Annotated in this window: 19 protein-coding genes and 3 pseudogenes; 7 read left to right on the top strand and 15 right to left on the bottom strand. The window is 58.1% G+C overall.

The genetic code is table 11. From position 1 onward, the window contains the following. Positions 1-92: 92 nt before the first annotated feature. A complete protein-coding gene (locus tag ACR9ZQ_RS00535) occupies positions 93-1,322 on the top strand; it encodes an MFS transporter (protein WP_481426537.1) in 1,230 nt (409 codons plus the stop codon). A 140-nt stretch (positions 1,323-1,462) separates the two neighbouring features. On the opposite strand, the gene ACR9ZQ_RS00530 is transcribed toward ACR9ZQ_RS00535, so the two are convergent. Then, the gene (locus ACR9ZQ_RS00530; protein WP_481426536.1) at positions 1,463-4,288 is read right to left on the bottom strand and encodes an ATP-binding protein; all 2,826 of its coding nucleotides are present in this window, start codon (positions 4,286-4,288) and stop codon (positions 1,463-1,465) included. Positions 4,289-4,735: 447 nt separating this feature from the next. Between ACR9ZQ_RS00530 and ACR9ZQ_RS00525 the strand changes: the two genes are divergently transcribed. Then, on the top strand, positions 4,736-5,536 hold the full coding sequence (locus ACR9ZQ_RS00525; protein ID WP_481426535.1) for a type 1 glutamine amidotransferase domain-containing protein: 801 nt from the start codon (positions 4,736-4,738) through the stop codon (positions 5,534-5,536). 43 nt (positions 5,537-5,579) lie between these two features. Here the strand turns inward: ACR9ZQ_RS00525 and ACR9ZQ_RS00520 are convergent. After that, positions 5,580-6,089, bottom strand: a pseudogene (locus ACR9ZQ_RS00520) (LysR family transcriptional regulator); the annotation flags it as partial. Positions 6,090-6,345: 256 nt separating this feature from the next. Here ACR9ZQ_RS00520 and ACR9ZQ_RS00515 point away from each other — a divergent pair. After that, positions 6,346-7,581, top strand: coding sequence for a hypothetical protein (locus tag ACR9ZQ_RS00515; protein WP_481426534.1), 1,236 nt, complete (start codon positions 6,346-6,348; stop codon positions 7,579-7,581). A gap of 209 nt (positions 7,582-7,790) precedes the next feature. Next, a complete protein-coding gene (locus tag ACR9ZQ_RS00510) occupies positions 7,791-8,096 on the top strand; it encodes a hypothetical protein (protein ID WP_481426533.1) in 306 nt (101 codons plus the stop codon). 421 nt (positions 8,097-8,517) lie between these two features. On the opposite strand, the pseudogene ACR9ZQ_RS00505 reads toward ACR9ZQ_RS00510, so the two are convergent. Then, positions 8,518-9,555: pseudogene (locus ACR9ZQ_RS00505) on the bottom strand (IS110 family RNA-guided transposase). Positions 9,556-9,841: 286 nt separating this feature from the next. Further along, positions 9,842-10,435 (bottom strand): transglutaminase-like cysteine peptidase, encoded by a 594-nt coding sequence (locus ACR9ZQ_RS00500; RefSeq protein WP_481426532.1) that lies wholly within the window; start codon positions 10,433-10,435, stop codon positions 9,842-9,844. A 439-nt stretch (positions 10,436-10,874) separates the two neighbouring features. Between ACR9ZQ_RS00500 and ACR9ZQ_RS00495 the strand changes: the two genes are divergently transcribed. After that, positions 10,875-11,549: a hypothetical protein gene (locus ACR9ZQ_RS00495; RefSeq protein WP_481426531.1), complete on the top strand. Its 675-nt coding sequence runs from the start codon at positions 10,875-10,877 to the stop codon at positions 11,547-11,549. 158 nt (positions 11,550-11,707) lie between these two features. Here ACR9ZQ_RS00495 and ACR9ZQ_RS00490 read toward each other — a convergent pair whose 3' ends face one another. Then, on the bottom strand, positions 11,708-12,475 hold the full coding sequence (locus ACR9ZQ_RS00490; RefSeq protein WP_481426530.1) for a GNAT family N-acetyltransferase: 768 nt from the start codon (positions 12,473-12,475) through the stop codon (positions 11,708-11,710). A gap of 547 nt (positions 12,476-13,022) precedes the next feature. Further along, positions 13,023-13,696 (bottom strand): annotated as a pseudogene (locus ACR9ZQ_RS00485) (nitrilase-related carbon-nitrogen hydrolase); the annotation flags it as partial. Positions 13,697-14,134: 438 nt separating this feature from the next. On the opposite strand from ACR9ZQ_RS00485, the gene ACR9ZQ_RS00480 reads away from it, so the two are divergent. Beyond that, positions 14,135-14,431 carry a hypothetical protein gene (locus ACR9ZQ_RS00480; protein ID WP_481426529.1) on the top strand — a complete coding sequence of 99 codons (297 nt, stop codon included), beginning with the start codon at positions 14,135-14,137 and terminating at the stop codon, positions 14,429-14,431. Between the two features lie 372 nt (positions 14,432-14,803). On the opposite strand, the gene ACR9ZQ_RS00475 is transcribed toward ACR9ZQ_RS00480, so the two are convergent. From ACR9ZQ_RS00475 to tnpA, 4 genes are all read right to left on the bottom strand, one after another. After that, positions 14,804-15,103 carry a hypothetical protein gene (locus ACR9ZQ_RS00475; RefSeq protein ID WP_481427257.1) on the bottom strand — a complete coding sequence of 100 codons (300 nt, stop codon included), beginning with the start codon at positions 15,101-15,103 and terminating at the stop codon, positions 14,804-14,806. Further along, on the bottom strand, positions 15,103-16,740 hold the full coding sequence (tnpC, locus tag ACR9ZQ_RS00470) for an IS66 family transposase (protein ID WP_481426528.1): 1,638 nt from the start codon (positions 16,738-16,740) through the stop codon (positions 15,103-15,105). The genes ACR9ZQ_RS00475 and tnpC overlap by 1 nt, the downstream gene beginning before the upstream one ends. Before the next feature lie 86 nt (positions 16,741-16,826). After that, positions 16,827-17,150, bottom strand: coding sequence for an IS66 family insertion sequence element accessory protein TnpB (tnpB, locus tag ACR9ZQ_RS00465; protein WP_481426527.1), 324 nt, complete (start codon positions 17,148-17,150; stop codon positions 16,827-16,829). Further along, complete coding sequence (gene tnpA / locus ACR9ZQ_RS00460) at positions 17,147-17,548, bottom strand: IS66-like element accessory protein TnpA (protein WP_481426526.1); 402 nt, start codon at positions 17,546-17,548, stop codon at positions 17,147-17,149. The genes tnpB and tnpA overlap by 4 nt, the downstream gene beginning before the upstream one ends. Before the next feature lie 468 nt (positions 17,549-18,016). On the opposite strand from tnpA, the gene ACR9ZQ_RS00455 reads away from it, so the two are divergent. Beyond that, complete coding sequence (locus tag ACR9ZQ_RS00455; RefSeq protein ID WP_481427256.1) at positions 18,017-19,234, top strand: SfnB family sulfur acquisition oxidoreductase; 1,218 nt, start codon at positions 18,017-18,019, stop codon at positions 19,232-19,234. 788 nt (positions 19,235-20,022) lie between these two features. Here ACR9ZQ_RS00455 and ACR9ZQ_RS00450 read toward each other — a convergent pair. The 5 genes from ACR9ZQ_RS00450 to ACR9ZQ_RS00430 form a co-directional block, all read right to left on the bottom strand. After that, entirely contained in the window at positions 20,023-20,364 is a 342-nt protein-coding gene (locus ACR9ZQ_RS00450) for a hypothetical protein (protein ID WP_481426525.1), read from the bottom strand. 404 nt (positions 20,365-20,768) lie between these two features. Next, on the bottom strand, positions 20,769-21,428 hold the full coding sequence (locus ACR9ZQ_RS00445) for a peroxiredoxin (RefSeq protein ID WP_481426524.1): 660 nt from the start codon (positions 21,426-21,428) through the stop codon (positions 20,769-20,771). A 266-nt stretch (positions 21,429-21,694) separates the two neighbouring features. Next, on the bottom strand, positions 21,695-22,066 hold the full coding sequence (locus ACR9ZQ_RS00440; protein WP_481426523.1) for a hypothetical protein: 372 nt from the start codon (positions 22,064-22,066) through the stop codon (positions 21,695-21,697). Positions 22,067-22,355: 289 nt separating this feature from the next. Further along, on the bottom strand, positions 22,356-23,519 hold the full coding sequence (locus tag ACR9ZQ_RS00435) for a M20 aminoacylase family protein (RefSeq protein ID WP_481426522.1): 1,164 nt from the start codon (positions 23,517-23,519) through the stop codon (positions 22,356-22,358). A 143-nt stretch (positions 23,520-23,662) separates the two neighbouring features. Next, a complete protein-coding gene (locus ACR9ZQ_RS00430; protein ID WP_481426521.1) occupies positions 23,663-23,914 on the bottom strand; it encodes a hypothetical protein in 252 nt (83 codons plus the stop codon). Between the last annotated feature and the right edge of the window lie 211 nt (positions 23,915-24,125).

Genomic DNA, 24,125 nt, shown 5'->3' with positions numbered 1-24,125 from the left:
CGCACGCCGAGGATGCCGCATGGATCGCGACAACAAGGTGCTCATCCGGCCTGTGCGACCCGGGATGAACCCCGGGGAAAAGGAACTCACAGATGTTGGCCAAAGCCTATGACGCCCAATGCGCGGCCGTGAAGGTACATTGCACCAGCGAAGTTGAGCAGCGCAGTCGCGGCCGGGCGCTGTTTGCATTGGCGCTTGGAAGCTTCTGCATAGGGACGTCCGAGTTTGCGAGCATGGGGATTCTTCAACTTTTCTCGGCGAGTTCTGGAATCGATCTTCCCACTGCGACGAACGCGATAACGGCCTATGCCTTTGGCGTGGTGATAGGCGCCCCGCTCGTCACACTGGCGGCGGCTCGGTTCAACCGGCGCACGCTCCTTCTCTATCTGATGGGGCTGTTCATCCTTGGCAATCTTTTCTCGGCGCTCGCCACAAATCTTGGCATGTTTGCTTTGGCGCGCTTTATCAGCGGCATGCCGCAAGGTGCCTATTTCGGCGCCGGCGCTGTGGTGGCTTCGTACATAGTCGGACCTGGTCACGGAGGAAAGGCGTTCGCGCTGGTCATGACCGGGCTGACGGTCGCCACGATCATAGGCTCACCGCTTGCCACCTTCCTTGGTCAGAATCTCGGTTGGCGAAATACCTATCTGGCAGTAGCCGGGCTCGCAGCATTCGCCTTTCTGGCTTTGTGGACGTGGGTGCCCCGAACCGAAGCGCTTCACGGCGGGCCTGTCGTCCAGGAGCTCAGTTCGCTGCGCAAGCCCACGGTCTGGGTGATGATGATCGTCGCGGCGCTCGGCGTGGCGAGTATCTTCGCCGTCTACACCTTCATTGGTCCGTTCGTCACGGACGTCGCGACACTCGATCGGGCTTGGATTCCCGTCGCACTCGCGCTGTTCGGACTTGGCATGACGGCCGGCAATTTGATCGGCGGAAAGCTTGCGGATGCCTATCCTGCGCGAGGGCTGTTTGCGGGCTTCGGCAGCGCCCTGATCGTGCTCGCGCTCCTTGCGGCCGGCGGCCGGAACGTGTGGCTTCTGTTTCCAGCATTGTTCGGAGTGGGCATGACGATGATGGTGGCGATCCCGACGATCCAAGTTCGCCTTACGCGCTTCGCTCCGGAGGCACCGACCCTCATGGGAGCGATGAACCTCGCCGCCCTCAACGTCGCCAATGCCATCGGAGCTTGGGCGGGTGGCCTGGCTATTGCTGCCGGTTACGAACTGCTGTCTGCGGTATGGGCAGGCTTCGGGCTGACGCTTCTGGGACTTCTGGTCTTCGCGTTGACATCGCCACGGACGCCCCAACTTGCACCGGCATGACCAGCCAGACCGCGACGAAGCGTCAGCGCAAGGCGCGAAATGACGTGCTTTGCAAACAAACTGCGCCGGCAACGCCCGTCGGGGGGCACTGCCGTACAGTAACCGCGGCGGAGGTGCATTGGCGGTTGCACCGGATCGAGCTAGCCCAATTGTTCCAGGAGTTCGCAGGAATGCCGTAGATCGCCAGACGTGAATCCGTCCGTGAACTGGTTATAGACCGGTGCGAGAATCTGCCGCGCCTCAACTCTTTTGCCCTGATCCGCCAGCAATACTGCCAGGTCATTCGCGGTACGGAGTCTCCAGGCGAGGCAACTAATCTCGCCAGCGACCCGAAAAGATTCCCGCAGCGTGGCCATCGCATCGTCGTGACGCCCGAATGCCCGCTCGGTCGCCGCCCGAAGGCGCAAAATCTCGGGCAGGATCCACCGTTCCGGATAAACTTGAAAGACATGGTCAATCGTGCGCGCTGCGTCTTCCCATTGCCCTATTGCAACCATCGCATTGGCGATCGTCGCATAGTAACTGTGATGACCGACCTGAAATGAGCCATTGCGAAGATTGTCGAAGGCTGCCCGCAAGCCTTTGGGCGAAGGGCGAGCGCAGGAGAGAGCGTCAATGGACTCGCTGTAGCAATCCGCTATTGGGATCCACGCCGCCATGCCGTGACGATCGATGGTGGTCTTGAGATAGTCTGTATAAAATCTCGCCATCGCATAATCATGGCATTCACTCATCGTCCATATTATTCCGCGTGCCAGGGAATGCGTGAGAGTAAGTCCGTGGCCGGTTTCCATCGCATCTTGCGCCGCTTTCTCGATGACGCGTACAGCTTGTCCCGGCTTGCCGATGAGCCAGTAAAGCGCGCCCCACTGCACTTCGATATTGGTCTTTTGGTGGATGTGAAAGCGCGGCACGGCTCCTTCGGAATGATCTCGCATCTCCGCGCGAAGCGTCTTCAGGCGCTGGTGAGCCACTTGGAATTTGCAGCCGACCACTTCCCACACCGCGCGAAGCTGCTCCTGTTCCCACAACGCGCTTCGATCATTCGCCCGAACAGCAGCGTCTCGCATTGCCTGGAGTGTCTCCGGTACGGCACTTTGATAGCCGGTCAGAACCGCAAAGGTCGACAAGGCTCCCAGGGCGCGGCATTCGGCGCTGGCATCTGCCGTCTCACGTGCCAATTGAATCGCTGTTTCGAACAAGGCAACAGTTCTTGCGGCGTCATCGGCGAGATAGGTGCCGACGGTCGCCAATCCCAAGACCAGCTTCAACTTCAGGGCGGCATTGGCACCGGCGACGTGCTCGAACTCGGCCAGCGCCCGCTCGCAATTCCTGCGGGTCTCGTCCCCCAGGGACAGTTCATGCCACAAGGGCAATCCGGCGGCGGCCAGTTGAATTCCGAGCAGCAGATCGCCAGAACGGTAAAGCGCCCAATCGAGCGCCTTGCGCAGATCATCGGCCTGGCCGCCATAGGTCGCATGCCACCTGCGCGCCGTCATCGTCGCATGCTCTGCGCCAGCGCGCGTAAGGATCTCGAGTTGAAGGCGCGCGTGACTTGCCGATACTGCCTCCAATTCTCCCTGACTTTCCAGCAGGTTGCAGGCAAAGGCGCGTGTAGTGTCCAGCAAGCGGTACCGCAGTTCACCGAACGTCTGATCGACGCTGAGCATCGATTTGGCGCGCAGGCCGGCGAGGGCGTCGAACGTAGCGCTCGGAGCAAGAGAAAGATGCGCGACAACGCGAACCGCAGCGTCCGTGTCGAAGGAAGCTGCAAAGATCGAGATCGCGCGCAGGACCGCGGCCTCGTCCCGGGTGAGGAGCGCGTAGCTCCATTCGAGCGTGACGAGCAATGTCCGCTGCCGCAGTGGACCGCCAGGAGCGTCCCGCCTCAGAGTGCGAAATCGATCATCGAGTTCCCTAAGGACGATGTCGGCGCTGCGACCGGCCAATCGGGAGGACACCAGCTCAATTGCGAGCGGCGCGCCATCAAGCCTTCGGCAGATTTCGGCAATTGCCCGCGCGTCCCCGTCCTCGACACGATAGCCCGTCTTCTCGAATGCCCGTGCCGCGAGGAGCTGAGGCGCGGAGTATCGCAAGACGTCCCGGGCCGTGCCGGCGTGGTCTTGAGGCGGGACCTCCAGCGGCGCCAGCCATACGACCTTCTCGCCTCGCGCACGCAACACCTGGCGGCTGGTTGCCAGGACCCGGATATCCGGCGTTTGCGCCAGCACGACGTCGCAGATATGCGCCGCGGCATTGAGGACGTGCTCACATGTGTCCAGGAAGAGCACGGCCTTGCGCCGGGCCAGGATCGAAACGATCGCCTGAAGACTGTCATCACCGTTCGAACTGATGCCAAGCGCTGCCGCGAGTGACGACGTCACGAATTCCTCGCTTGCGACCCGTGCGAGATCGACGAAGGTCACAGAGCCGCCGCCCTCGTCCTCGAAGAGCTGTGCGACAGCCACGGCGACGGTCGTCTTTCCGATCCCGCCTGGCCCGACGATCGTCGTCAGCCGGTTATTGGCCAGCAACTCGCGCAGTTCAGCAATCTCGACCTCGCGACCGATGACCGTACCGAGCTCCGGAAGCGGCGTGCCTGCAACCCCCGGCAGATCTGCCTTACCTCCGGTGTCCTCAGGCTGAGCGTGGATACCAAGCCAATAACCCCGACCGACAACCGTCGTGACATATTCGTTTGAAGGTGAAAACTCGCGGAGAGCGCGCCTGAGATAAGCGATCGTTACCTTCAAGTTGCTTTCATGGACGAAGACGTCGGGCCAGGCGGCCTCGAAGAGCTGTTCCTTCGTTACCAACTCGCCTTTCTTTCGGGCAAGTGCCAGTAGAACATCCATTGCCCTTCCACCGAGACGGACTTCCTCACTCCTGCAGAACAATTTGCGATGTCTCGGGTAAAGCCGGAATGGACCGAAATCCACGACCTCATTTGGTTCCACCGCTTCCATGTCAACAATCTACCCCCGTCCTGGGATTCGCCTTCTAGCGGACTTCGCAATGGTTGTGCAAAAGAATGTCCCGCGCCAAGTAAATCCATCCATAGAATAAGATTACCCCATCTCGAACAAGTGACCTACGAAGAACGCAAAGAGTAGCCAACGCCGGAAAACCGCCGATATTATCATTGGCGCCGCGCGGTTACGAGCGCACGTCTGCCAGCCGACTTGCGACCAGCCTATGCGATGCGTGGATCGCCAGGACCTTTTTGGGATGACGAGCAAAAAGACCTTAATGCGCCGCTCGGTAACCTCCGCGACTGTTCGTGACAGGAGCGCTGCTGACGGGCAATCTCAAGCTACCGAAATTAACCTCCTTTAACCGATGGCCGGTGCCCATTGAAGTACAGTTGCGTCGGCGGAGTGGCGAATGGGTCGTCCTCGCGAAGGAGGGAAGCAATGACCAAAGGAACCGTGCTAGTCATCGGCTCCAACGCCACTCAGATCGAGATGCAGGGCGGGGCCGCGGGGCCGACGGGTCAGTATTTGAACGAGACGGTCGTGCCCGCCATGGCACTCATTGAAGCCGGTTATGACGTGGTGCTGGCCACGCCGAACGGCAAGAAGCCGCACATCGACGAAGTTTCGGATTCGGCACAGCATTTCGGTGGCGACGAGCAGGCCTATCAACGGTCTCGAACTTTCTTTGCGAGACACTCCTCGATGAATGAGGTGCGCAGTTTGCGCTCGGTGCTCGAGGAAGGGCTGGAGAACTATGCCGGAGTGTTCGTCCCAGGCGGCCAGGCGCCTGTCGTCGATCTCATGCAGGACGCCGAACTCGGCGAGATCCTGCGGTACTTCCATGCGCTCAAAAAACCGACGGCTTTCCTCTGCCACGGCCCGATCGCGTCGCTTGCCCCCATGCCGAATGCCAGGCAATTTCGGGCCGCTCTGATCATCCGCGACACGCTCAAGGCGTTGGAACTGGCAAAAGGCTGGCAGTATGCCGGCTACAGGATGACGGTCTTCTCGGCCAGCGAAGAAAAGTCCGTCGAGGAGAACATTCTTCACGGCAAGCTGTACTTCACGATGCCCGATGCTTTGCAGATCGCGGGCGGCGACGTGAGCACCAACCCGGTCGACTTCGAGCCCTACGTGGTCGAGGATCGCGAGCTCATCACCGGTCAGAATCCGCGCTCCGACCACCCGCTCACCGCGAAGTTCATCGCAGCACTCGATCGCGCGACAGCGGCCGGTTAGCGCTCAGCACCACCGCCAAAAGTTCCGGAACTTGGCCGCACTAAAAATACCACTCGCTGTAGGAGAGGTTCTGCCGAGAGAAGGAGATGATCTTCTCACTCCTGAGATCCTCGAGATCGATCTCGCTCTTCAGCGATAGTGGGCTCTGCTTGGCAACAGCCAGCAGGTAGCGCTCATGGGCAATCGAGAAGAAGCGCAAGGAGCCGATATTCTCCACCGGCCGGATGAAGCCGAGATTGATGCGGCCTGCCTCGATATGGCGGATGATGTCATCGGTGGTGCCGCTTTCGATATGCAGGCGGATATCGGGATATTTACGGGCGATGCGCGACAGGAAGGACGGCAGCACGCCGATGGTGGCGGGATAGACGGTACCGATCGCAATCCTCTTCGCCGCCTTGCCGGCCACCGACCGGGCGATCTCGGTCGACAGATCGACTTCGCTGAGGATCCTGACCGATCGCTCGTAGAAGGCCGCCCCTGCCCTTGTCAGTTCCACCCGTCGGGTCGAACGGATGAAGAGCTGCACGCCGAGCTCCTTCTCCAGAGCCATGAGGCCATCCGCGAGGCGGAGTCCAGGCTAAAGGCGGTACGCTTAAACGAGGGACTTTATCACTAGCGCGACAGATGTAGCGCGCGCGAAGCTTTAATCGCAATCCGGTGTTTGACTACATCTACAACCTACTAACACCGATCTGAAACATCCGCGATATCCGCCGCGGCAATTCTGGTGCCTTGAAAAGATCCACACTTCCTTAGGGCGTGCTCCCCATGGCTGCGCGTTTAAACGACACCCGAAGAGCTTGATCATGATGGACATCGCCTTATTTGGTCTCATTCCTCTTCCGCTGCGATTGCTTGGTCCCCTCGAGCGGTGTCGCTGGCATGAGACCGTTTCCCGGCAGCCGAGAGTGACCATCATCGTGGAGGTATCCGGGAGGACAACCATCGAAGATTGGCAACGAGCGCTTGGCGAAGTGCAGCGTTGTCACCCTTTGCTGGGTGTTGAGATCGCGCTCGACTATGAAGGGCGACCGGCATTCTTCGACCTGCCCAGGCGACCGTTTCCGCTGGAGGTGTCGGGTTGCGGTGAAAAGGACTGGAAAGGAACCATCTCGATCGAACTGAAAGACAAGATCCGTCATTCCAGCCCGCTGGCGAGGGCCGTCCTTCTGCATGGCGGCGAAGCTTCCACTCTCATGCTCGTGGCGCACGCAGCGATTGCCGATACAAGCGCACTTTCCAGGGTGATGAGCGATTTGCTGACGGTGATCGGCGGCGGATCTGTCGCAAGACAGTGTTTCCCCGCAGCGGTTGCGATCCCGCGAGTGCGAGCAGAGAAGGCCACATCGTCAGCCGCCTTCTGTGCGATGGCATGGAGCGAGCCGCATATCAACAGTGCCCGCTTGTCGCCGGCATTGACCACTCGGCTCGACATGGTGGCTCGCAGGCATGGACTCAGCCTGGAGGACCTCCTGTCAGCGGCGCTGGTCAAATGCGCTCAGTTTCCTGCTGGTCGCCACAAGAGCGATGTGAGGCGCGTCGTGGGTGAAATTCGTCTTTCCAGTCGCCAAGCTCCGTCCTGCGTCGTGGGAAGCGCGCTTCATACGAAAGACTACGCTGTCGTCGACGAGACCAACGTGTTTACTCTGGCGCGGTCCCTAGCGTCAGATTTCTCCTGCGAGATGCGAAACGAAGGCAGCAACCACGGGATATCCATACCGGCGAGAGTGCCTGACAGCATTCCTTCAATAAGAAACGACGCATCTTCTGCGAGCGCTTACCATGGACTGCGCTTGGGTCATCTCGGACATCAAATCGCTCAGTCTTATGGCGCAATTCGGGTAGACGCTGTTTGGGGGCCGTTGGCTATCGGGGAAAAAGACGCAGACCATACGATTGCGACAGGACAGGTGAATGGACGTGTCCACATACTGTATGCGGCGCGAAAGCCATTTGATCGCTTTCTGGAGAGCACCCAAGAACTCCTGGAGCGGGCTGCGGACGAGGGGGCGACCGGGCACCCAACGCGGGATTTTCGGTAGGTCAGCGGGTTGTTTCTACGGCATCGACCTCCGGTATACTCCCGTTCGTTGCCTGTCTCCAGGCATGAAACACCAGGTCAATCGGCCTGAGGTCGGCGCCTTACCCTTCTATTCAACAGCGAATCGGAGACGCAAATGAATGCGATTTCGAGGACGGATAATATGGATTGGCGAGCGACAGCCGTCGATATTTCGAAGAGGAGTAATACGTGAAAAAAATTGAAGTCATATTCCCACCGTCCAGGATATACGAATTGCGGGAGACGCTTGCCGAGCAATTCCTCTTCGAGTTCATCGTGTCGGACGTCAAAGACATCGCGCCAAAGAACATCAGGGTCGTCAATTACAATGGCGTTCAACATGAGACTGATGAAAAGGCGGCTTTCAAACTCGAACTGATCGCCAGCGACGAAGAAGCCGACAGCGTCACCGAGGCGCTCTCAATCGCTCTTATCGGGTATGGAACGGACAGCAAGATACTGGTCACGAATGTACTCGAGGTCGAAACGCGGTAGGAGTTCGCCTTTGGGTTTGGAAACGAACCTGGATCTCGGAGCGGCATCCCAAGGAAAATACGCGATCATCGCAATACGGCGACTAGCTCATGTCGATGGGCCATACGGGTTTTTCAATGTAACGATATAACATATCACATAAGATAACTTATGGAAGTTCTCTATTCGGGGTGTTGAAGTCAAGCGCTATCGAGCCTTCCACTTTCAGCGGTATCTGACGTCGTTCACGGGGCCTCGCTTCTCTTCGGGATCGGGTCTTTGCCCCTCCCATTATGGGGTCAGTAGAATGAAGTAGAACAATCTAAGACGCGTCCTGGTCGGTAAGCCCGATCGGTACAAGTTCCATAGCGGCCTCACTTCATTCATCGTCCCGTGAAGGACATCGTTCCACCGGCGGGTGGAATTTAGTCGTCTGAGATGCTCAGGCCTTTGCCAGTCCGTGGTCCTTTGACCACTGGAATTCTGTGCCATCACTCCACCTGCGATGCATGATCACAGCCAGCCGGCGTGCCAAGGCGACTATTGCTTTCTGATGGCCGCGACGTTTGGCAATATTCATCGCCCACGCCTTTAGCCACGACCATTTTCTGACCACCGTCAGCATGACTTGAGCCGCTTCATAGAGAAGCGTTCGCATCATTGTGTCACCACACAGCGAAACCGGCCGACACGATTACTCTCACCAGATTGGTTCAGAACCGGTGTAAGCCCTAACGCAGGACCAACGGCTTTGGAATTTTTAAAGCGTCCAGGTATGTCGATCGTGCTGACAAAGCCCAAAGCGACAACCGGCCCAACGCCCGGAATGGTCATCAAGCGTCGGCAGGTCACATCATTCCGAACGATGGATAGCACCTTTCGGTGCAGAGCTTCGAAACTCGCTCGAAGCTGCTGCCTGGCTGAGAGCAATGGTTCAATGATTTCCGCCAGATCGACCATACCCTCAAGAAGTTCTCTTATCCGCGCCACAAAGCCAATGCGCCCGATCACACCAACCTTGAGACCAAAATTACGCAGCAGTCCTCGGATGTCATTCTCGATGTCCCTGACCTTGTTCAATATTAGCTTGCGCGCGGTGAGCAGAGCCCGTCGCTGCTGGCTCGCAATTGTTTTGACATGTACTGGCCGAAACAGGTTAACCCGCATCATTTGCGCGATGCCACGCGCATCATTGCGATCCGTTTTATTAACGGTCGCCTTCAGGAAGGCTTTGGTATGACGGGTCTCGATGCAAACGACCGGTAGACCGGCATTCGAAAGACCGTCGAAAAGCCACTGCGATAATGGTCCAGCTTCAAGACCGATACGCACAAGATGCCAGGTAGGATCTTTGAGAACTTCGATGAGGTCATCGGGATGGCTGGAGACCTTTAGCTCTCGGCAAATCCCGCCTGCTTCATCAAACGATGCACAGGGAGGTCTCTTTCACAGAGACGTCCATTCCGACATAATGCTTCATGCTGCGCTTCCTTTCTGATGCTTGTGGCTGTTTGCGATACAGACCACGTTTTATCATCACTCGAAACAGCACCCCGCCTACGATCCCAAATCGCCTGAAGATGAGGCGCCAAGCCGAATACGCCATCTAGCACATCGCGTTTCCTCATCCTCTTCCCCCTCGGTGGCTTTATCACCGTAGCGTGGCCACGATATGCTTGGATCGGTTCGAAAAGCCGCTTGGGATCGATGTCTTTTACCGAGCCACTAAGAGGTTTCTTCCTATCCCAAACCTCTCACGCCCCTGTCTAAATCTCGAACCAAATGCGAGGGTTTTCACCTGACTGGATCATCAGCCAGCGAAGATCCGTATCCTTCCAGCCCTTGATCGCATTCGTGCGGTTGTCTAGCACCAGGTCTCCGCGATCGGTCTTGACGACCAGAACCGCATGGCCCGTGCCGCCAGGCGTCTTGGCGACGGCAATACGCAGCGCCTTCGAGGACCAGCCCATCGCGACCAGGTGGTCACGCTTCGTGAGGGCAAAATCCTCGCAGTCGCCCGATTTGACATTCACTTGCCAGACATCGCCTTGATCGGGCCGGTCGTTGATCGGGCGAATCGAACGGTTGACCGAGGCGTTGACAGCCTGCAGCCGCTTTTCCATAGAAGGGCTCAAGGAGATTTCTGACGCGTCACCGCGCACCGTACACTCGTCTGGATATCGGGCACAGAACATGACATGCGCGAAAGGCGCAGCAGTACGGCGCTTTTCTGAAATATAGCTGAGTGCAGGCGCTGTCTTCAGGCCGCGGGCAAGGCCAGCAGGGCCGTCAGCATGGGCAGTCTGAACAGCAAACAATGACGCAAGCGCCACAACGCTGACCAGTTCGTGTCTATACATGTTCAACCTCCGTGCGCTGGTTCATCCAAGATCCTCAGGTCGACTTCGATCGGTGCAGGGGCCCTTCAGACTGCAATATTTCGAGCGGCTGGATTTATGGTCGCGATCGGGGATGTCAGGCCGATGTCTCCGGAGACGATCGTATTTCAAATGCAACCAATGGAACATAACGCTTCGAATAACAAGTTAAGATGGATTGCGGAGGCGTCATTTCACTGGTTGGCAGATTGCCGATTTTAAGCAGAGGAGCTGAAAGCGGACTGAGACGATATAAGCAACGTCACCTATGCAGGGTTCGAGACGGCCGGGTCTTCCGGTTCCAGGCGCTATCGAGCCCGATCTTGCTCGCTGGCTGTCGCCACTTGGAGGTCGATGAAGGAGAGGACTGCCGGCTCGCGCTGTGGCACCTGCCGAACGCCGGCGGGACGCGCTGCACTCCATGAAGGGCCTTCCCAATGTCATCGATCTTCGGAACCTCGGCCAGGTTGGCGCCATGGAACTCTCATCGAGCAAGGAGGCAGACGCAGCGCCTGAGGCTCATTGGCGCGGGGTGAAAAACCTGACGTCAGGGTCGCTCCCTCGAATGGCCGTCGCCGAATACAGTTACGACAGCTACATGTACGCTGCCCAGGCAGCGAAAAAAAGTGAAGCCGAGAGCCGGGTTCAACCCGGCTCTTTCCTGAAAACGCCAGCTTCTCACACAGTGACTCGAGATGGGACAATCCATGTATCGCGCTTGCAAGCAACCCGACGAATATTCTCTTTCGATTGTCATCCGCGCCGTCGCGCTGTCGCCCGAGAATTTATTTCCGGCGAGCTGCGATGCGCTCATCTAATTTTTTGGCCTGGCAGAGTGGTTTCGTTGAGGACATCCCTGATTACGTCCGTGAAAATCGCGGTGCGGGTAGCGACCGGGCGTGATCTGTTCAGCGATGTTCTGATGGCGCGGTTATTTGCGCCAGCCCGCAAGGAGGTGTGCGTCGCCGCCCATTCACCAGCCGCACCCCCTTCACCCTTCATCGTCAAGGCGGTCGTGGACGTCATTGCTGGAGGCGCAGGCAGTCACCCGAAATGGCGTCATCGATCGGGATCTACCGTTTGCCTGCAAGATTGAGCACTTTTTCCTCGACCGCGCCTCGACACACGCATTGGCATAAGCGTCGGAGCGGTGTTGAACCCCGGCAATGGCGCCATCGATTGTCGTGGCGGGGATCGTCCAGCGCACAGGTCTCAGGGGTGCTATGCTTGAAGACGCGGCAGGTCTCCGACCGACTAGAAAACCACGAGGTTGTAGTTGGCGACCTGCCAAAATCCGAGTTTTGAATAGACCAGAGCTCCGTGCGGGCTGGCCTGCAGGGTTGCAAGCTCGCAGCCCTGCTCTGCTCCGGCGCGTGCGGCGTGCGCCGTCAGGGCCGTGGCAATGCCCTTGCGGCGGTGCGCCTCCGACGTCGTGCAAACATAGATCCCGGCCACGTCGGCTGCGTCGAGCAGGGCCGAGGTCGCGACGATCCTGCCGTCGATGCGCGCAGAAAATCGCCGGTAGCTGCCCGGTTCATCTGCACGGGATTGTTCGGTCCGGTGCATCCGTTCGACCTGATCAGGTGAGATCCCCATCGGCGGACAAAAGCACTCGACCCATTCGCGGATCGCCGTCGGATCGATGATTTCCTCCAGGACGACGCCATCTGGTGTCTTCACGGGAGGCAGGTCAATGATTCTGATTGCAAAGACCGGCACCTTTGCCCGCACTGCCCCGCCGTGCCGGATCAGGGTATTGAGGGCCTCCGGATCGGAATCGGCGCCGATCCACCAGAGCGAGGGAACATCGCTCAGCTGCAACCGAGCTTCCGTGACGTGGCTGTCCATATCGTTGCCCCTAAGGCGCACGACGCCGTTGAGCTGCGGATGGGCGATGCCGGTCCGGTAAAGCGCGATATCGTCGTCGCGGTGCGCCTCCAGTCCATAGTTGAGCCAATATTGCCGACAGTTGGCAAAGATCGACTGGAATTCGTGATCAGAGAGATAGTTCGGGTCGATCATGGGACTTCGAGGCTGGGTTGAGCGCGATCGTCAATGAGACGAAAACGATGCAAGATCATTTCAGGATGGGGCGATTGTATTACAAATGAAATGGATCTGTGTGGTGGACCGTATGACCTTACTCAAACGGGATGTGATTGCCATCGAGGCCGCTCTCGACATTCGCAACGAGAATGTCGGGTGGGTTCTTCTCTATCAACTCGCACACAACGTCCGAACGCTCCTCATTGAACGGGACTGCCGTTTACATTCTGGTTGTTCCCCTGCCTGTGGCCGGGGCACTCAACTTGCGCCGCGCCAAAGAAACTCCGGCTGGCTCCGCAAGCAGAACATAGCCATTCGTCGTGGACGTCGCCCAAGTCGTGCCCGGAGCAATTCCCCGCTCCGACCACCCTCCCGTCGCCCTGTCGGCGAAAGCGCGCAACCTGCCTATACACGTCGCGCAGGTTCTTACCTTATCGCCCCTGCCCGTCCATCGCGACGCGCATTGATTTCCGCGGAAAGAAGCGGCCGATATTGATCTGGCATACGCATGACGATCAGTTCATTCCGGCGCACGACCGGCGAGCAAAGACCTGTTCGCGAGAATTGTGCGAGACCGCGTCCATTCGATATCGAAATCAGCAAACGCAACGCCGTCTCCCGCATCGATCGCAGCGACCGAGCCGTCCGCATTGATGAGGCAGCTCCGCCGCTGAACTGAACGATACGCGCCCATCCCCTGCGGTTGCTTTCGATGACATAGCAGGCGTTCTCGAGGCCCGTTGATCCAGTCCGGTGCTGGCGTGCGTTCCTGGAGCCAATTGCTTATATCTCAGATGATTTCGGCGCCCTGCAGAACCTCCAGCCGAGCGGGCTCGAAAAAATGCAGATCCATGCAAACATCATAGCGATCCGGTCAATCAATGTTTCATAGACGTCGTACGCGATATCACCACTTGCGGCCCATTTAGGCTCGGCGATATAGGGATGGGATTTTCGATGCTTGCAGATCAGCCCTTCGGGGCCGATGAACGCCTCTGAATTATAGTAGAGCTCGGTCAGCGGATCGACTTCTGGCGCGATCACATGGAAGCGGTCCGTCGTCGCGCCAGGGATCGTCTCCACATAGGGCTGCACCTCCGCGCGGTCGTCCCAGCAATATCCTGTCGTGCCCATTTCCGGCGTCGCGATAAGGCGGGTACCGCCGCGGGCGGCTTCCTCGACCAGCGTCGTGAGCCGCCCCCACTCTCCGCAGCGTTTCAGGCGAAGAATCCCGGATCATTTTCACGAGGCGTCGCCGTCTCAAGGCGGCACAGCGATACCAGCCTATCGCATCTAATCGGCTCACCGGCTCGGCCTTGTTCGGCGAATGATCTGCTTGTTCGGTTACGAACGAAACCGAATGATCGGGGTTTGAAACCTAGCGGCCCAGAAGCCTGGATAGGACGATCATGTCCCCATCAGCTGCATTCAGCATAAAGGCACAGATCATGGCGAGATGCCGAACATCCAGTGATTTGGTCTTCGCGCCGTGGGGGAGCGCTCTCGAAAGGATCGTACTTGACACGGGAATGTCCACAGGTTTGCAATTCGCATGCATCAAACACCACGTCCGACAGGTACCAGGATTTGGGCCCGCCTACCAAGGTCAGCTTTCTCGACGGGAACGTCCTTACGATGTTGGCAGAAGCCGGACTGATTGCCACCGCACCGGCTTGTTACATAAGGACAAACGATGACGGCACATCAACCGTTACCCAGTTTAGTCCGATGGAAGTCGGGAAGATCCGAGTGCAACAGGTCAGTTTGAACCGATTGAAAGGCACACTCGGGGGCACCTCCTGCTGGACGTTGACGATCGATGAACTGCCAGAGAATGTGTTCGACGATATGCTGGAAAATTTCAGCCCTTGGCTGCGGGAGTGTATGGAGGCATCATTGCTCGTCGCACCACAGCACTCGATTGACGATTGATCGCCAGGTTATGTCATGGGAGTGCGCTGGCCGACGGAATTTCTTTCCTATGACTGCAGAGTGGGCCACGAGTGTCGCTGTGGCAGGTTGGATGAATAACGGCACTCCCATCCCAACGGCGCACAGCCAGACGATAGCGCAGATCAAATCACAAACGGTGCCAAGCCCAGCGCTTTCCTCTCCATCCGGGACCGGTCACAAGCGCCAATATGTCCTCGTGCCGCAGGCCTACATCCTCGAACCCAAACGCTGCGTGCGTGATAGCGATCGCGTAAGGTCCATCTGCTGCGTGCGTTCCAGTTGTCGACTGCGATCGGTTAGCCGAATGGCATCGATAGACTGCGGGTATCCATCCGGCGAAGGCCGCGCGGCTTATGATTTCGGCTCGTCCGCCATGATGCGTTCGATTTTTTCCTGATCGCATTGCTCGTCAACAAGGAACTGCCGAATACCGCCGTCCGAGGTGCGGATATCCGCGAGGAACTCCTTCAAGCTTTCGATGCCCTGGTCGGTGAAGGTCGTGATGCCCTCCTCGCTGCCGTCATGAGCATGGATCATCTCGCCATAGTCGATGTTGTCGGAGTTGCTGGCGACTGCCTGAAGGAGTTCGAGGTTCTCGCCGATCAGCGTGGCGACGTAGTCGATCGTGTAGACATGCGTCGGGCGCGCCATCAGGCCGCCCTCTGCCGGGTGCTGCCAGCGGCGGTCCAGTTCCACGGCAACAGTTCCGGCAGCCGTGATACGGATATACCGGGCATACGGGCGAGCACGTCCGCCAACCAGGCCTGAGGATCGATATCGTTCATCTTCGCCGTGACGATCAGGGAATACATGAAGGCAGCACGCTCACCTCCGCGCTGGGAGCCGGCGAACAGCCACGCCTTTCTTCCCAGAGCAATACCGCGCAGAGCCCGTTCGGCAGCATTGTTCGAAAGGCAAAGCCTGCCGTCGTCGAGGAACCGCGTGAAGGCCTCCCAGCGTCCTTCCTTCTCGAACATATAGTTGATCGCCTTGGCGACGGGATTGTGCCTCGACATCTCGGCACGCTGAGCCATGAGCCAATCGTGCAGTTCTTCAACGAGCGGACGCGCATGTTGCTGCCGCGCTGTGAGCCGATCCTCGGCAGGCATTCCGTTTATGCTGCGCTCGATGTCGAAGAGCGCATCCATACGGGCCACGGCCTCAAGCGCGACGGGCGATATCTCGTGGGCAGGTTTGCCCTTGCGCACGTTGCCGGCGATGTCAGCGAGTTCGAAGAACTTGCGTCGCGCATGGCTCCAGCAGAGCGCGCTTTTGACCGGCGCGGGGCGGCGGTCGGCACGATAGAGGTCGTTGTAGCCGCCATAGGCATCGGCCTGCAGTGTGCCCTGCCATCCGGCAAGATGCGTGTTGGGATGGGTCTTCTCGCGATCGGGAGAGAAGTGGAAGAGCGCCGCGGGAGGCGCGCCGCCGGCGAAGGGACGGTCATCGCGCACATAAGTCCATAACCGTGCCTGCCTTGTTGCTCCCCTGGCCAGAAGCGGCACGGTGGTGTCGTCACCATGCAGCCGCTCGCCGGCCAGCACATGGGCGCGGATCAGATCATGGATCGGCTGCAGCGCCGTCGCGCAGGCTCCGACCTGATCGGCCAGCGTGGAAAGACTGAGATCGACGCCTTCCCTGGCGTAGCGCTCAGCCTGGCGGTTCAACGGCTGATGTTGGCCGAACTTCTCAAACAAGATCGTCGCCAGCAGGTTCGGTCCCGCCCATCCCCGCGGGGTCGCATGGAAGGGCGCCGGTGGCTGGCTGATCTTCTCGCAATCCCGGCAGGTGAACTTCTCGCGCACCGTCTGGATCACCTTCCACTGGCGCGGGATCGCCTCCAGCGTCTCGGTGACGTCCTCTCCCATCTTGACGATCCGGGCTGAGCCGCAGCAGGTGCAAGTCGATGGGGCTTCGATGATCAGGCGCTCCCGCGGCAAGTGCTCGGGAAACGGCTTGCGGGCCGGCCGACGGCGTTCGAAGGCGGAGACATTTGTGATCTTCTCTGCCATGCGTTCAGCCGCGATCTCATCCTCGGTGGCGTCGGCCTCGAGTTCTTCGAGCTGCAATTCCATTTGGTCGATCAGCCGGGCGCGCCGTTCCGAACTCTGGCCATATTGCTCGCGGCGCATTTTGGCGATCTCGAGCTTGAGGTGCCGGATCATTGCCTCGGAGGTCGTTACGACGGCGCGCACCTGCGCGAGATCGGCCTCGGCGGAGGCGGCACGCGCTTCCGATGCCGCAAGCGCGGCGCGCAGTCTGGCTATCTCCGAAGCAGCGTCGTCCATAGCCGAAAGCTACCATGCCGCATGTCGAAAGCCCAACAAAAACAGAGTAATGCAGGCGATCAGCCTGCCTTCGAAGGCCGCTGCGTTCAACGAGGATTGCGCCAGTCGATCCCTTCCAGGAGATAGCCCAGCTGCGCCGACGATACAGACACGGCGGAGCCGCTTGGGCTGACCGGCCAGATGAACTTGCCGGCCTCGAGGCGCTTTATGTAAAGCGACATGCCGACGCCGTCATGCCATAGGACCTTGATCAGATCACCCTTGCGCCCCCGGAAGCAGAAGACTTCGCCGCCATGAGGATCACGGCCAAGACCTTGTTGCACCTTCAGCGCCAGGCTGTTCATGCCACAACGCATGTCCGTCACCCCGCCCGCGATCCACACCTTCACCCCGGCCGGAAAGGCGATCATGACCCATCCACGACGGGCAACAGGCGGGCAAGAATGGTCGGATCAAGCGAGGCCGGGATCGTCAGCCGTCGGCCGTTCGGCAGGCCGATCTCGATCGTCTTGTCGTCTTCAGATCGCGGCGGCGAGACCACCTCGCAAGATGCCGCCGCCGGTGGCGAAATCGAAAGTGGCACGAAGGTTGTTGGCGCGGAACCACTCAGAAGCCCGCTCCGATATTGACGACGCCAGGCCGTCAACAAGGACCGCGACAATCCATAACGCCGCGCCGAGCCCTGCCGAAATCCCTGCAGACTTTCCTCGACGATCCGAACCTTCTCCGCGTCAGACCAATCCCGCCGACGACCAAGATCGTCGGCGGACAAGACCTCAATGGGGGAAATCACTGTAGCGCATGACATAAGCCATGGACTTAAAGCCAATCACCACATCAGGGCAGACGGCCTTCGGCGAATGGATACGACTGCGGCAAGCAGGATTGGCCATGACGTCGCGGCCGACGACGTATTGCCAAGGCCTCAATATTACAACCGCAACCACTTTTTGATTTTCCGTAACCCGGTCAGACACAACCGAAATCATCCCGTAGCATCGCGCCTCTACTTCTCCGCAAGAGGTCAAACAGCGAGCACTCGATCTCGACGCAAATGGCCTCCCGTTCTGGGCCAGCATTTTACGGGCAAGGCCTCGGGTTGGGAGCGTCTGGTGCTCAACGAACCGGTGCACCTCACAGTTCGCATTTGCCCGGTCGAGGTGATCATTCTCACAAAGGTCGAAGAACTGCGTCCTCGAATTAGTAGCCATCCAATAAACAGAAAGAAGATGACATGAGCAATACGACACCGAAAGCCTTCGAAGAATCTGAGACCATGCGACCTTCCGATTGGTCTCCCTCCTTCCCAGCAGAGCACGCCCATGTCATCAGCAGCGACGAGGAGGCGATAGCGATTGCCGAGGATTTACGCCTGCGTTTTCTCGCTGAAGCAGGCCCACGGGACAGAAATAGGACGCTGCCGTTCGAGGAGGTCGACGCTTTTTCGCAGAGCGGTCTTTGGGGTATCACAATCCCGAAAAACTACGGCGGTGCAGGGGTTTCGCAAACCACGGTCGCCAAGGTTTTCACGCTCCTTGCTTCCGCCGATGCCTCGCTGGCGCAAATGCCGCAGAGTAACTTTGAAATCATCGACGTCATCCGGCTCACCGGAAGCGAAGAGCAGAAAAGAGACCTCTTCGGCAAGGTGCTCGCGGGCCAGAGACTGGGCAACGCATTTTCGGAATTCAAGGGCAAAAATGTCGAAGATTTCGAGACCCGATTGCTCCGTGACGGAGACGGGTTTCTCGTCTCAGGACAGAAATTTTACTCGACCGCCGCGCTCTTTGCTCACCTGGTCCCGATCGTCGCGCTGGACGAAAGTGGCCATGTCGTCGTTGCCGTGGCCGATCGAACCGCGAGCGGACTAACAGTCATAGACGATTGGTCAGGCTTCGGTCAGCGCACGACCGCAAGCGGCACGGTGCTTCTGGACAGCGTGCGCGTTGCGGCCGCAAGAGTATTGCCTGCCCACATCGTATACGAAAATCCGAGCGCCGTCGGTCCGCAGAGTCAAATTATCCATGCCGCGATCGATCTTGGTATTGCCAAGCATGCCATCGATGTCACGATCGATCTCATCAAGACCTATGCCCGTCCTTGGATCGACAGCGGACGGGAACGCGCAAGTGATGACCCTTACACGATCGCGGCGATTGGAGACCTTAAAATCAAATACAATGCTGCCGAAGCAATGCTCGAACGCAGCGGACGGCAGCTCGATGCCACGATCGCCAATGTTAATGAAAGGACGGTCGGCTTAGCCAAAATTGCAATTGCGGAAGCGAAGGTTTTGTCCACGGAGCTTGCCCTCCTTGCATCGAACAAGCTGTTCGAACTCGTGGGAGCGCGCTCGACCCTCGAGAAACTGAATTTGGACCGCCTTTGGCGCGATGCGCGAACACACACGCTCCACGACCCGGTTCGCTGGAAATTCCATGCGATCGGACAATACTACTTAAATGATATCGAGCCCCCGATACATTCCTGGATCTGAGCAGACATTCCTGGAGACGTATCCGCCAAGGCTGGATAAGAGCGGCAGACGTCTGTCGCCGGTCAGACCGATGAACTGACCGGTTCGGCAGAGCGGATCCGTGATGCCAGCGTCAACAAGCGGCGGGCTTGACGGCCCGTCGCTGAGCCGCCACAATTTGAGCGGCGTCGTCCGGTCGAAGCTGGTGGATCGGCCAAAATGCTATGCATCGCCATAACTCGCGGCAAAGAGACCGCCGGCACACAACGATCCAGCTATCAAATTGTATGAATCTGCGGGCTTCAAGCGTTGGGCACTGGAAACGGAAGCCCTCAAGGTCGGCGACACATTCCATGACGAAATATTGATGCGCTTGGACGTGAGATAAACCGCAAGGTTGCTGGATGCGCACTTCGGGACGCGACACCCGATGCTGTTTCGCTTTGGATGGATAATCGCGTTCTTCGGAACTTCGAGACCAGCGTCTCCTTACATCGACATAGCCAGGTTATGCGCGCTCCGTGTTTTTGACTTCCAGCTGGCGATGGTCGATCTAGCAGTGGAGCTGTGTCGATACCTATGGACGGACCTCGACCGGTTGATGTTGGCCGTCACTGCGAATCCGATAGATCCGGCAAGCGCGTGCGACCGCATCGTTAAGCGATACCCGCGCGCGCTGTGGGTATCTTCGATCAGCTCACGATGCTCTCTTAGAGCAAAGAAGAACTTACTCAGCCCGGCAGTCCTGACCAACATCGCCACGTGCTATCCTTACACTTGGCAATGTCGACTTCGAGCAGGATATGCGGCTAGCGAATATAGACGATCTTGCCACCGTTCAAAGCGGTCTCGATAGCGACAACATTGTGGAGCTGAACACGCTTGGAGACCAGAATTGCCCGTAGCCATCTGTTCGTTCGAATTTCACTTTGCGCTAACGCGATCATTTCACGTGACGGGTTGCGATAGCGACGTGGCACATCATCTCGAGAACGCTTATTTTTAATGAAGATGATGGTTACACCGTCGTCCTTACTTACATATTGCAACAAGGAATAATCGGTTTGGGGCATATAGCGTCCGGCCGCTGCATTGCTCGAAACGACACAAGCAACGAGCGTAATCGCCACAGCAGGCAATTTGATTTTCATTTCCGTCCCTTCTTCAATGTGTTGGTGTTCGACGAGGCGCGGGCATGCCAAAAAGCCCCCTTCGCCTTGAGCATCAACATCGGGAGATTCCGGCCGTCCGGTTACGACACGAACTTAGAACGACCGCCTCCGACTACATCTGTAACCGCATGCCTCAAGGTTCCCAGGGACGGCTTCTTCACCTCGCCGATATGACGTAGGAAGCGGCGTCATTCTCCGACTGAGATAACCGTTCCATGCCAGCGATGGGCATGATAGTTGCTCGTTGGCAGATCGCATTATCGCTGCCAAGCGAGTTCGAACGTTCAGAGACAAACCTGCATCGCTCCGACCGAGCCGAACTCACCGGCTATCGGATGGTAGACAAGCCAGCAACACGAATGCGTCGCCGGCCCGTTTTATGGTTAGGCCTCCGGCTGCTTGGTCTTGCGCAAGTAAGGCAGGACCGTATCGAACGATCCGAAGCGGGCGATGGCGTCCTCGTTGGAGACGGCAGCGGTGATGATGACGTCGTCGCCCTGGTTCCAGTTGGCCGGCGTCGCGACCTGGTGCTTGGCGGTCAGCTGGATGGAATCGATAGCGCGCAGGATTTCATTGAAATTGCGGCCCGTCGTCATCGGGTAGGTGAGGATCAGCTTGATCTTCTTGTCCGGGCCGATGACGAAGACCGAGCGCACGGTGGCGTTATCGGCGGGCGTGCGGCCTTCGGAGCTTTCGCCGGCACCGGCCGGCAGCATGTCATAGAGCTTGGCGACCTTCAGGTCCTTGTCGCCGATCAGCGGATATTCGACATTGAAGCCGGTTGCCGTCTTGATGTCGTTCTTCCACTTTCCGTGGCTTTCGACCGGATCGACGGAGATGCCGATGATCTTGACGCCACGCTTGGCGAATTCGCCCTCGAGGCCGGCCATGGTGCCGAGCTCGGTGGTGCAGACCGGCGTGAAGTTCTTCGGGTGGGAGAAGAGAACCGCCCAACCGTTGCCGATCCAGTCATGAAACTGGATACGGCCCTGGGTGGTGTCGGCAGTGAAATCGGGAGCGATGTCGTTGATGCGCAAGCTCATATGTCTATCCTTTTCCAACAAATACACGCCACAACCGTGCGGCTGAAAAGTCACCGTTTATCGGTGCTCGTCAGTCACTTCTGGATGCCGCCGGAAATATATTGAAAACTCATGTTACAGAAGTATTTCGAAAACCGACGTTCGATCCGATGTCGCTAATTCCGAGCTGTTTTGCCGGCCTTACCATGGAGATCCGTCTACGCAGGAACACCGCGCAGACCGTTTGCGCCGGATTGCGGACGGCTGCCTGGCGGAGCCGGCGCCACTCAGGGCACCGGCCAAGCCGACAATGGCAGCCACTCGATATACTTCGGAGCAGACCTGGTGATGATCGTGAAAACAGCGAGGTAAAACATCGCAACAATGCCGAACAGCACCGCTGCTGCGACACCAAGGCGCCACAAATCCTCTTCCTCGTTTGAATTCCGCTCACCCCGATGGGAGTGCTGCTTGACGGAGACTCTGGAGCCGGCTGTCTGGCCCAGCAGCGTTTTCGCTGTTGCCGAAGTTTGCTCTGTCAGCAGCGGTTGGCGATTGCTCACGGAAATGCCGTCCATGCCGGCATCACGAACTGGTTCGCCGACGGGTCGAAGATAGGCCACTTCTTTATTAGCCGTCGGATCGTTCGGGCATCGCATCCGTTGCCTCCTCTGTCTTGTATCACTACAGTCACCAGGTCCTTTTCCCCAAGGTTTCGGGGAACGGCGCTGTTCCTAAAGACGGAACAGATGCGTGCCTGAACTTCGATGTTCGCAGGTGTCGCCCGACGGTTCGATACTGGGGGCGGCGACATTGCGCTGCTGGCGGTAGTCAACCCGTTCGAGGGGCACGCACACAGCCACCAAGCTCGTTGCGCTCGCTCGGTAAACGGTACCCGCTCGTGGAGGTCGTGCAGCGCCTGGGTCATGCCCCGAACCCCGGGTGCCTTCAGACACGAAGTGCGGTTTCGGCAAGCTTTACCCAGTAAGAGATCCCGTATGGGATTGTCTCATCATTGAAGTCATACGCTGGATGATGCAGGCTTGGCGTGTCGCCGTTGCCTACAATCATCATTGCTCCTGGCCGTGCTTCAAGCATGTAGGAAAAGTCCTCGGCAGCCATACGAGGCTCGATGTCAACCCAAACATTTTCGTCACCTACAACCGACTGCGCAACTTCTATTGCCAAGTTCGTTTCCGTAGAGTGGTTGTATGTGACAGGGTAACCACGGCTATATTCAACCTCCGCCCTCGCGCCGTAAGTGGTCGGGATTAACTGTGCAACATGCTGCAGCCGCCGCGCGGCAAGATCGCGCATGTCGGGCCGCAAGGTCCGCACCGTGCCTGTAAGTTTAACGATGCTGGGAATTACGTTGTGCGTATCGCCCCCATTTATCGAACCTACCGTGATCACCATCGCTTGCAGAGGATCTGTTTCGCGGGCGACGATGGACTGCAAAGCGACAACCAAATGCGAAGCGACTAGAACCGGGTCTATCGAAAGATGAGGCTGACCTGCATGGCCCCCACGGCCATGAATGGTGATTTCAAAAGTGTCGGCCGCCGCCAGGATGGCGCCTCCCTTGATTGCAAAATGACCGACCGGCACTTTCGGCTCGTTGTGCATGCCAAAGACACGTTCGATTTCAAATCTTTCCATCAGTCCGTCCTCAACCATTGCAAGCGCGCCCGCCCCTCCTTCCTCGGCTGGCTGAAAGATCACCGCTACCGACCCCTTGAAGTTGCGGGTTTCAGCCAGGTGTCGCGCGGCGCCGAGTAGCATGGCCATATGGCCATCATGCCCACACGAATGGGCTTTGCCATGAACTTTGGATGACCATGGCTTGCCGCTGCTTTCTATGATTGGGAGAGCATCCATGTCTGCTCGCAGTCCGATGACCGATCCTTCGCCATGTGCACCCCTTATCAGGGCGACCACCCCTGTACCCCCAATGCCAGTTTCGACAAGGTCACAACCAAATGCGCGAAGTTTATCGGCGACGAAACCAGCGGTTTGGTGGACATCGTAAAGAAGCTCTGGATTTTGATGGAGATAACGCCGCCACTCAATCACGTCTGGCTTCATTGCGGCACTCAATTCGTTGGTTGGCATGTGACTTATCCTACCTTGTTTATCAGCTGCAGGCCGGGCTCTCGAACGAATGGGCAGTCCTGCTCTGTACGCTGAGCGTCGGGATAACCTGACGTATGCTCATTGGCGTTTGGCAGCGAATATCAATGCCGCCGGCCACGCTTTCATTTCGGCGGCAGTTTCGGAACTTCGTCCGCCACCGTGTCGTATCCATCGACGTTGCCTGAAACGAGATCTTGGGGAAGCGGATAATATGGAGAAAAATAGAGGGCAGCAGGGCCTGCAAATTCAAGCCCGCGTACCTTCGACAGAAAGGAACGGATTGCGCTGGATATATTGGCATTGCTGATTTTTCTTATTGGAGATGTTGGCATAGTCGGGCGATATTTTTTCACAGCCTGTGTTCCCAATTCCATGAAGTCTCGGCATACTGTGGTGGCATAACTTGCGTCGCCGCGTGTCGCGTTAATGTCCAGACCGCAGGGAAATGTTGCATTTGGAATTTGCGGAAGGCGAACCTCGCAAGGGCACTCATCATCGGCCGCGCTTCGAAAGCGGCGACAGTCCCACGATGTCTCGGTTGACCGGAAGCGGCAACAACCGGCTGGGCGCAGTACTGGTTAAAGC

It is taken from the genome of Rhizobium sp. KNZ14-9A (assembly GCF_056755015.1).
This window is presented reverse-complemented; position numbering and strand designations above follow the sequence as displayed.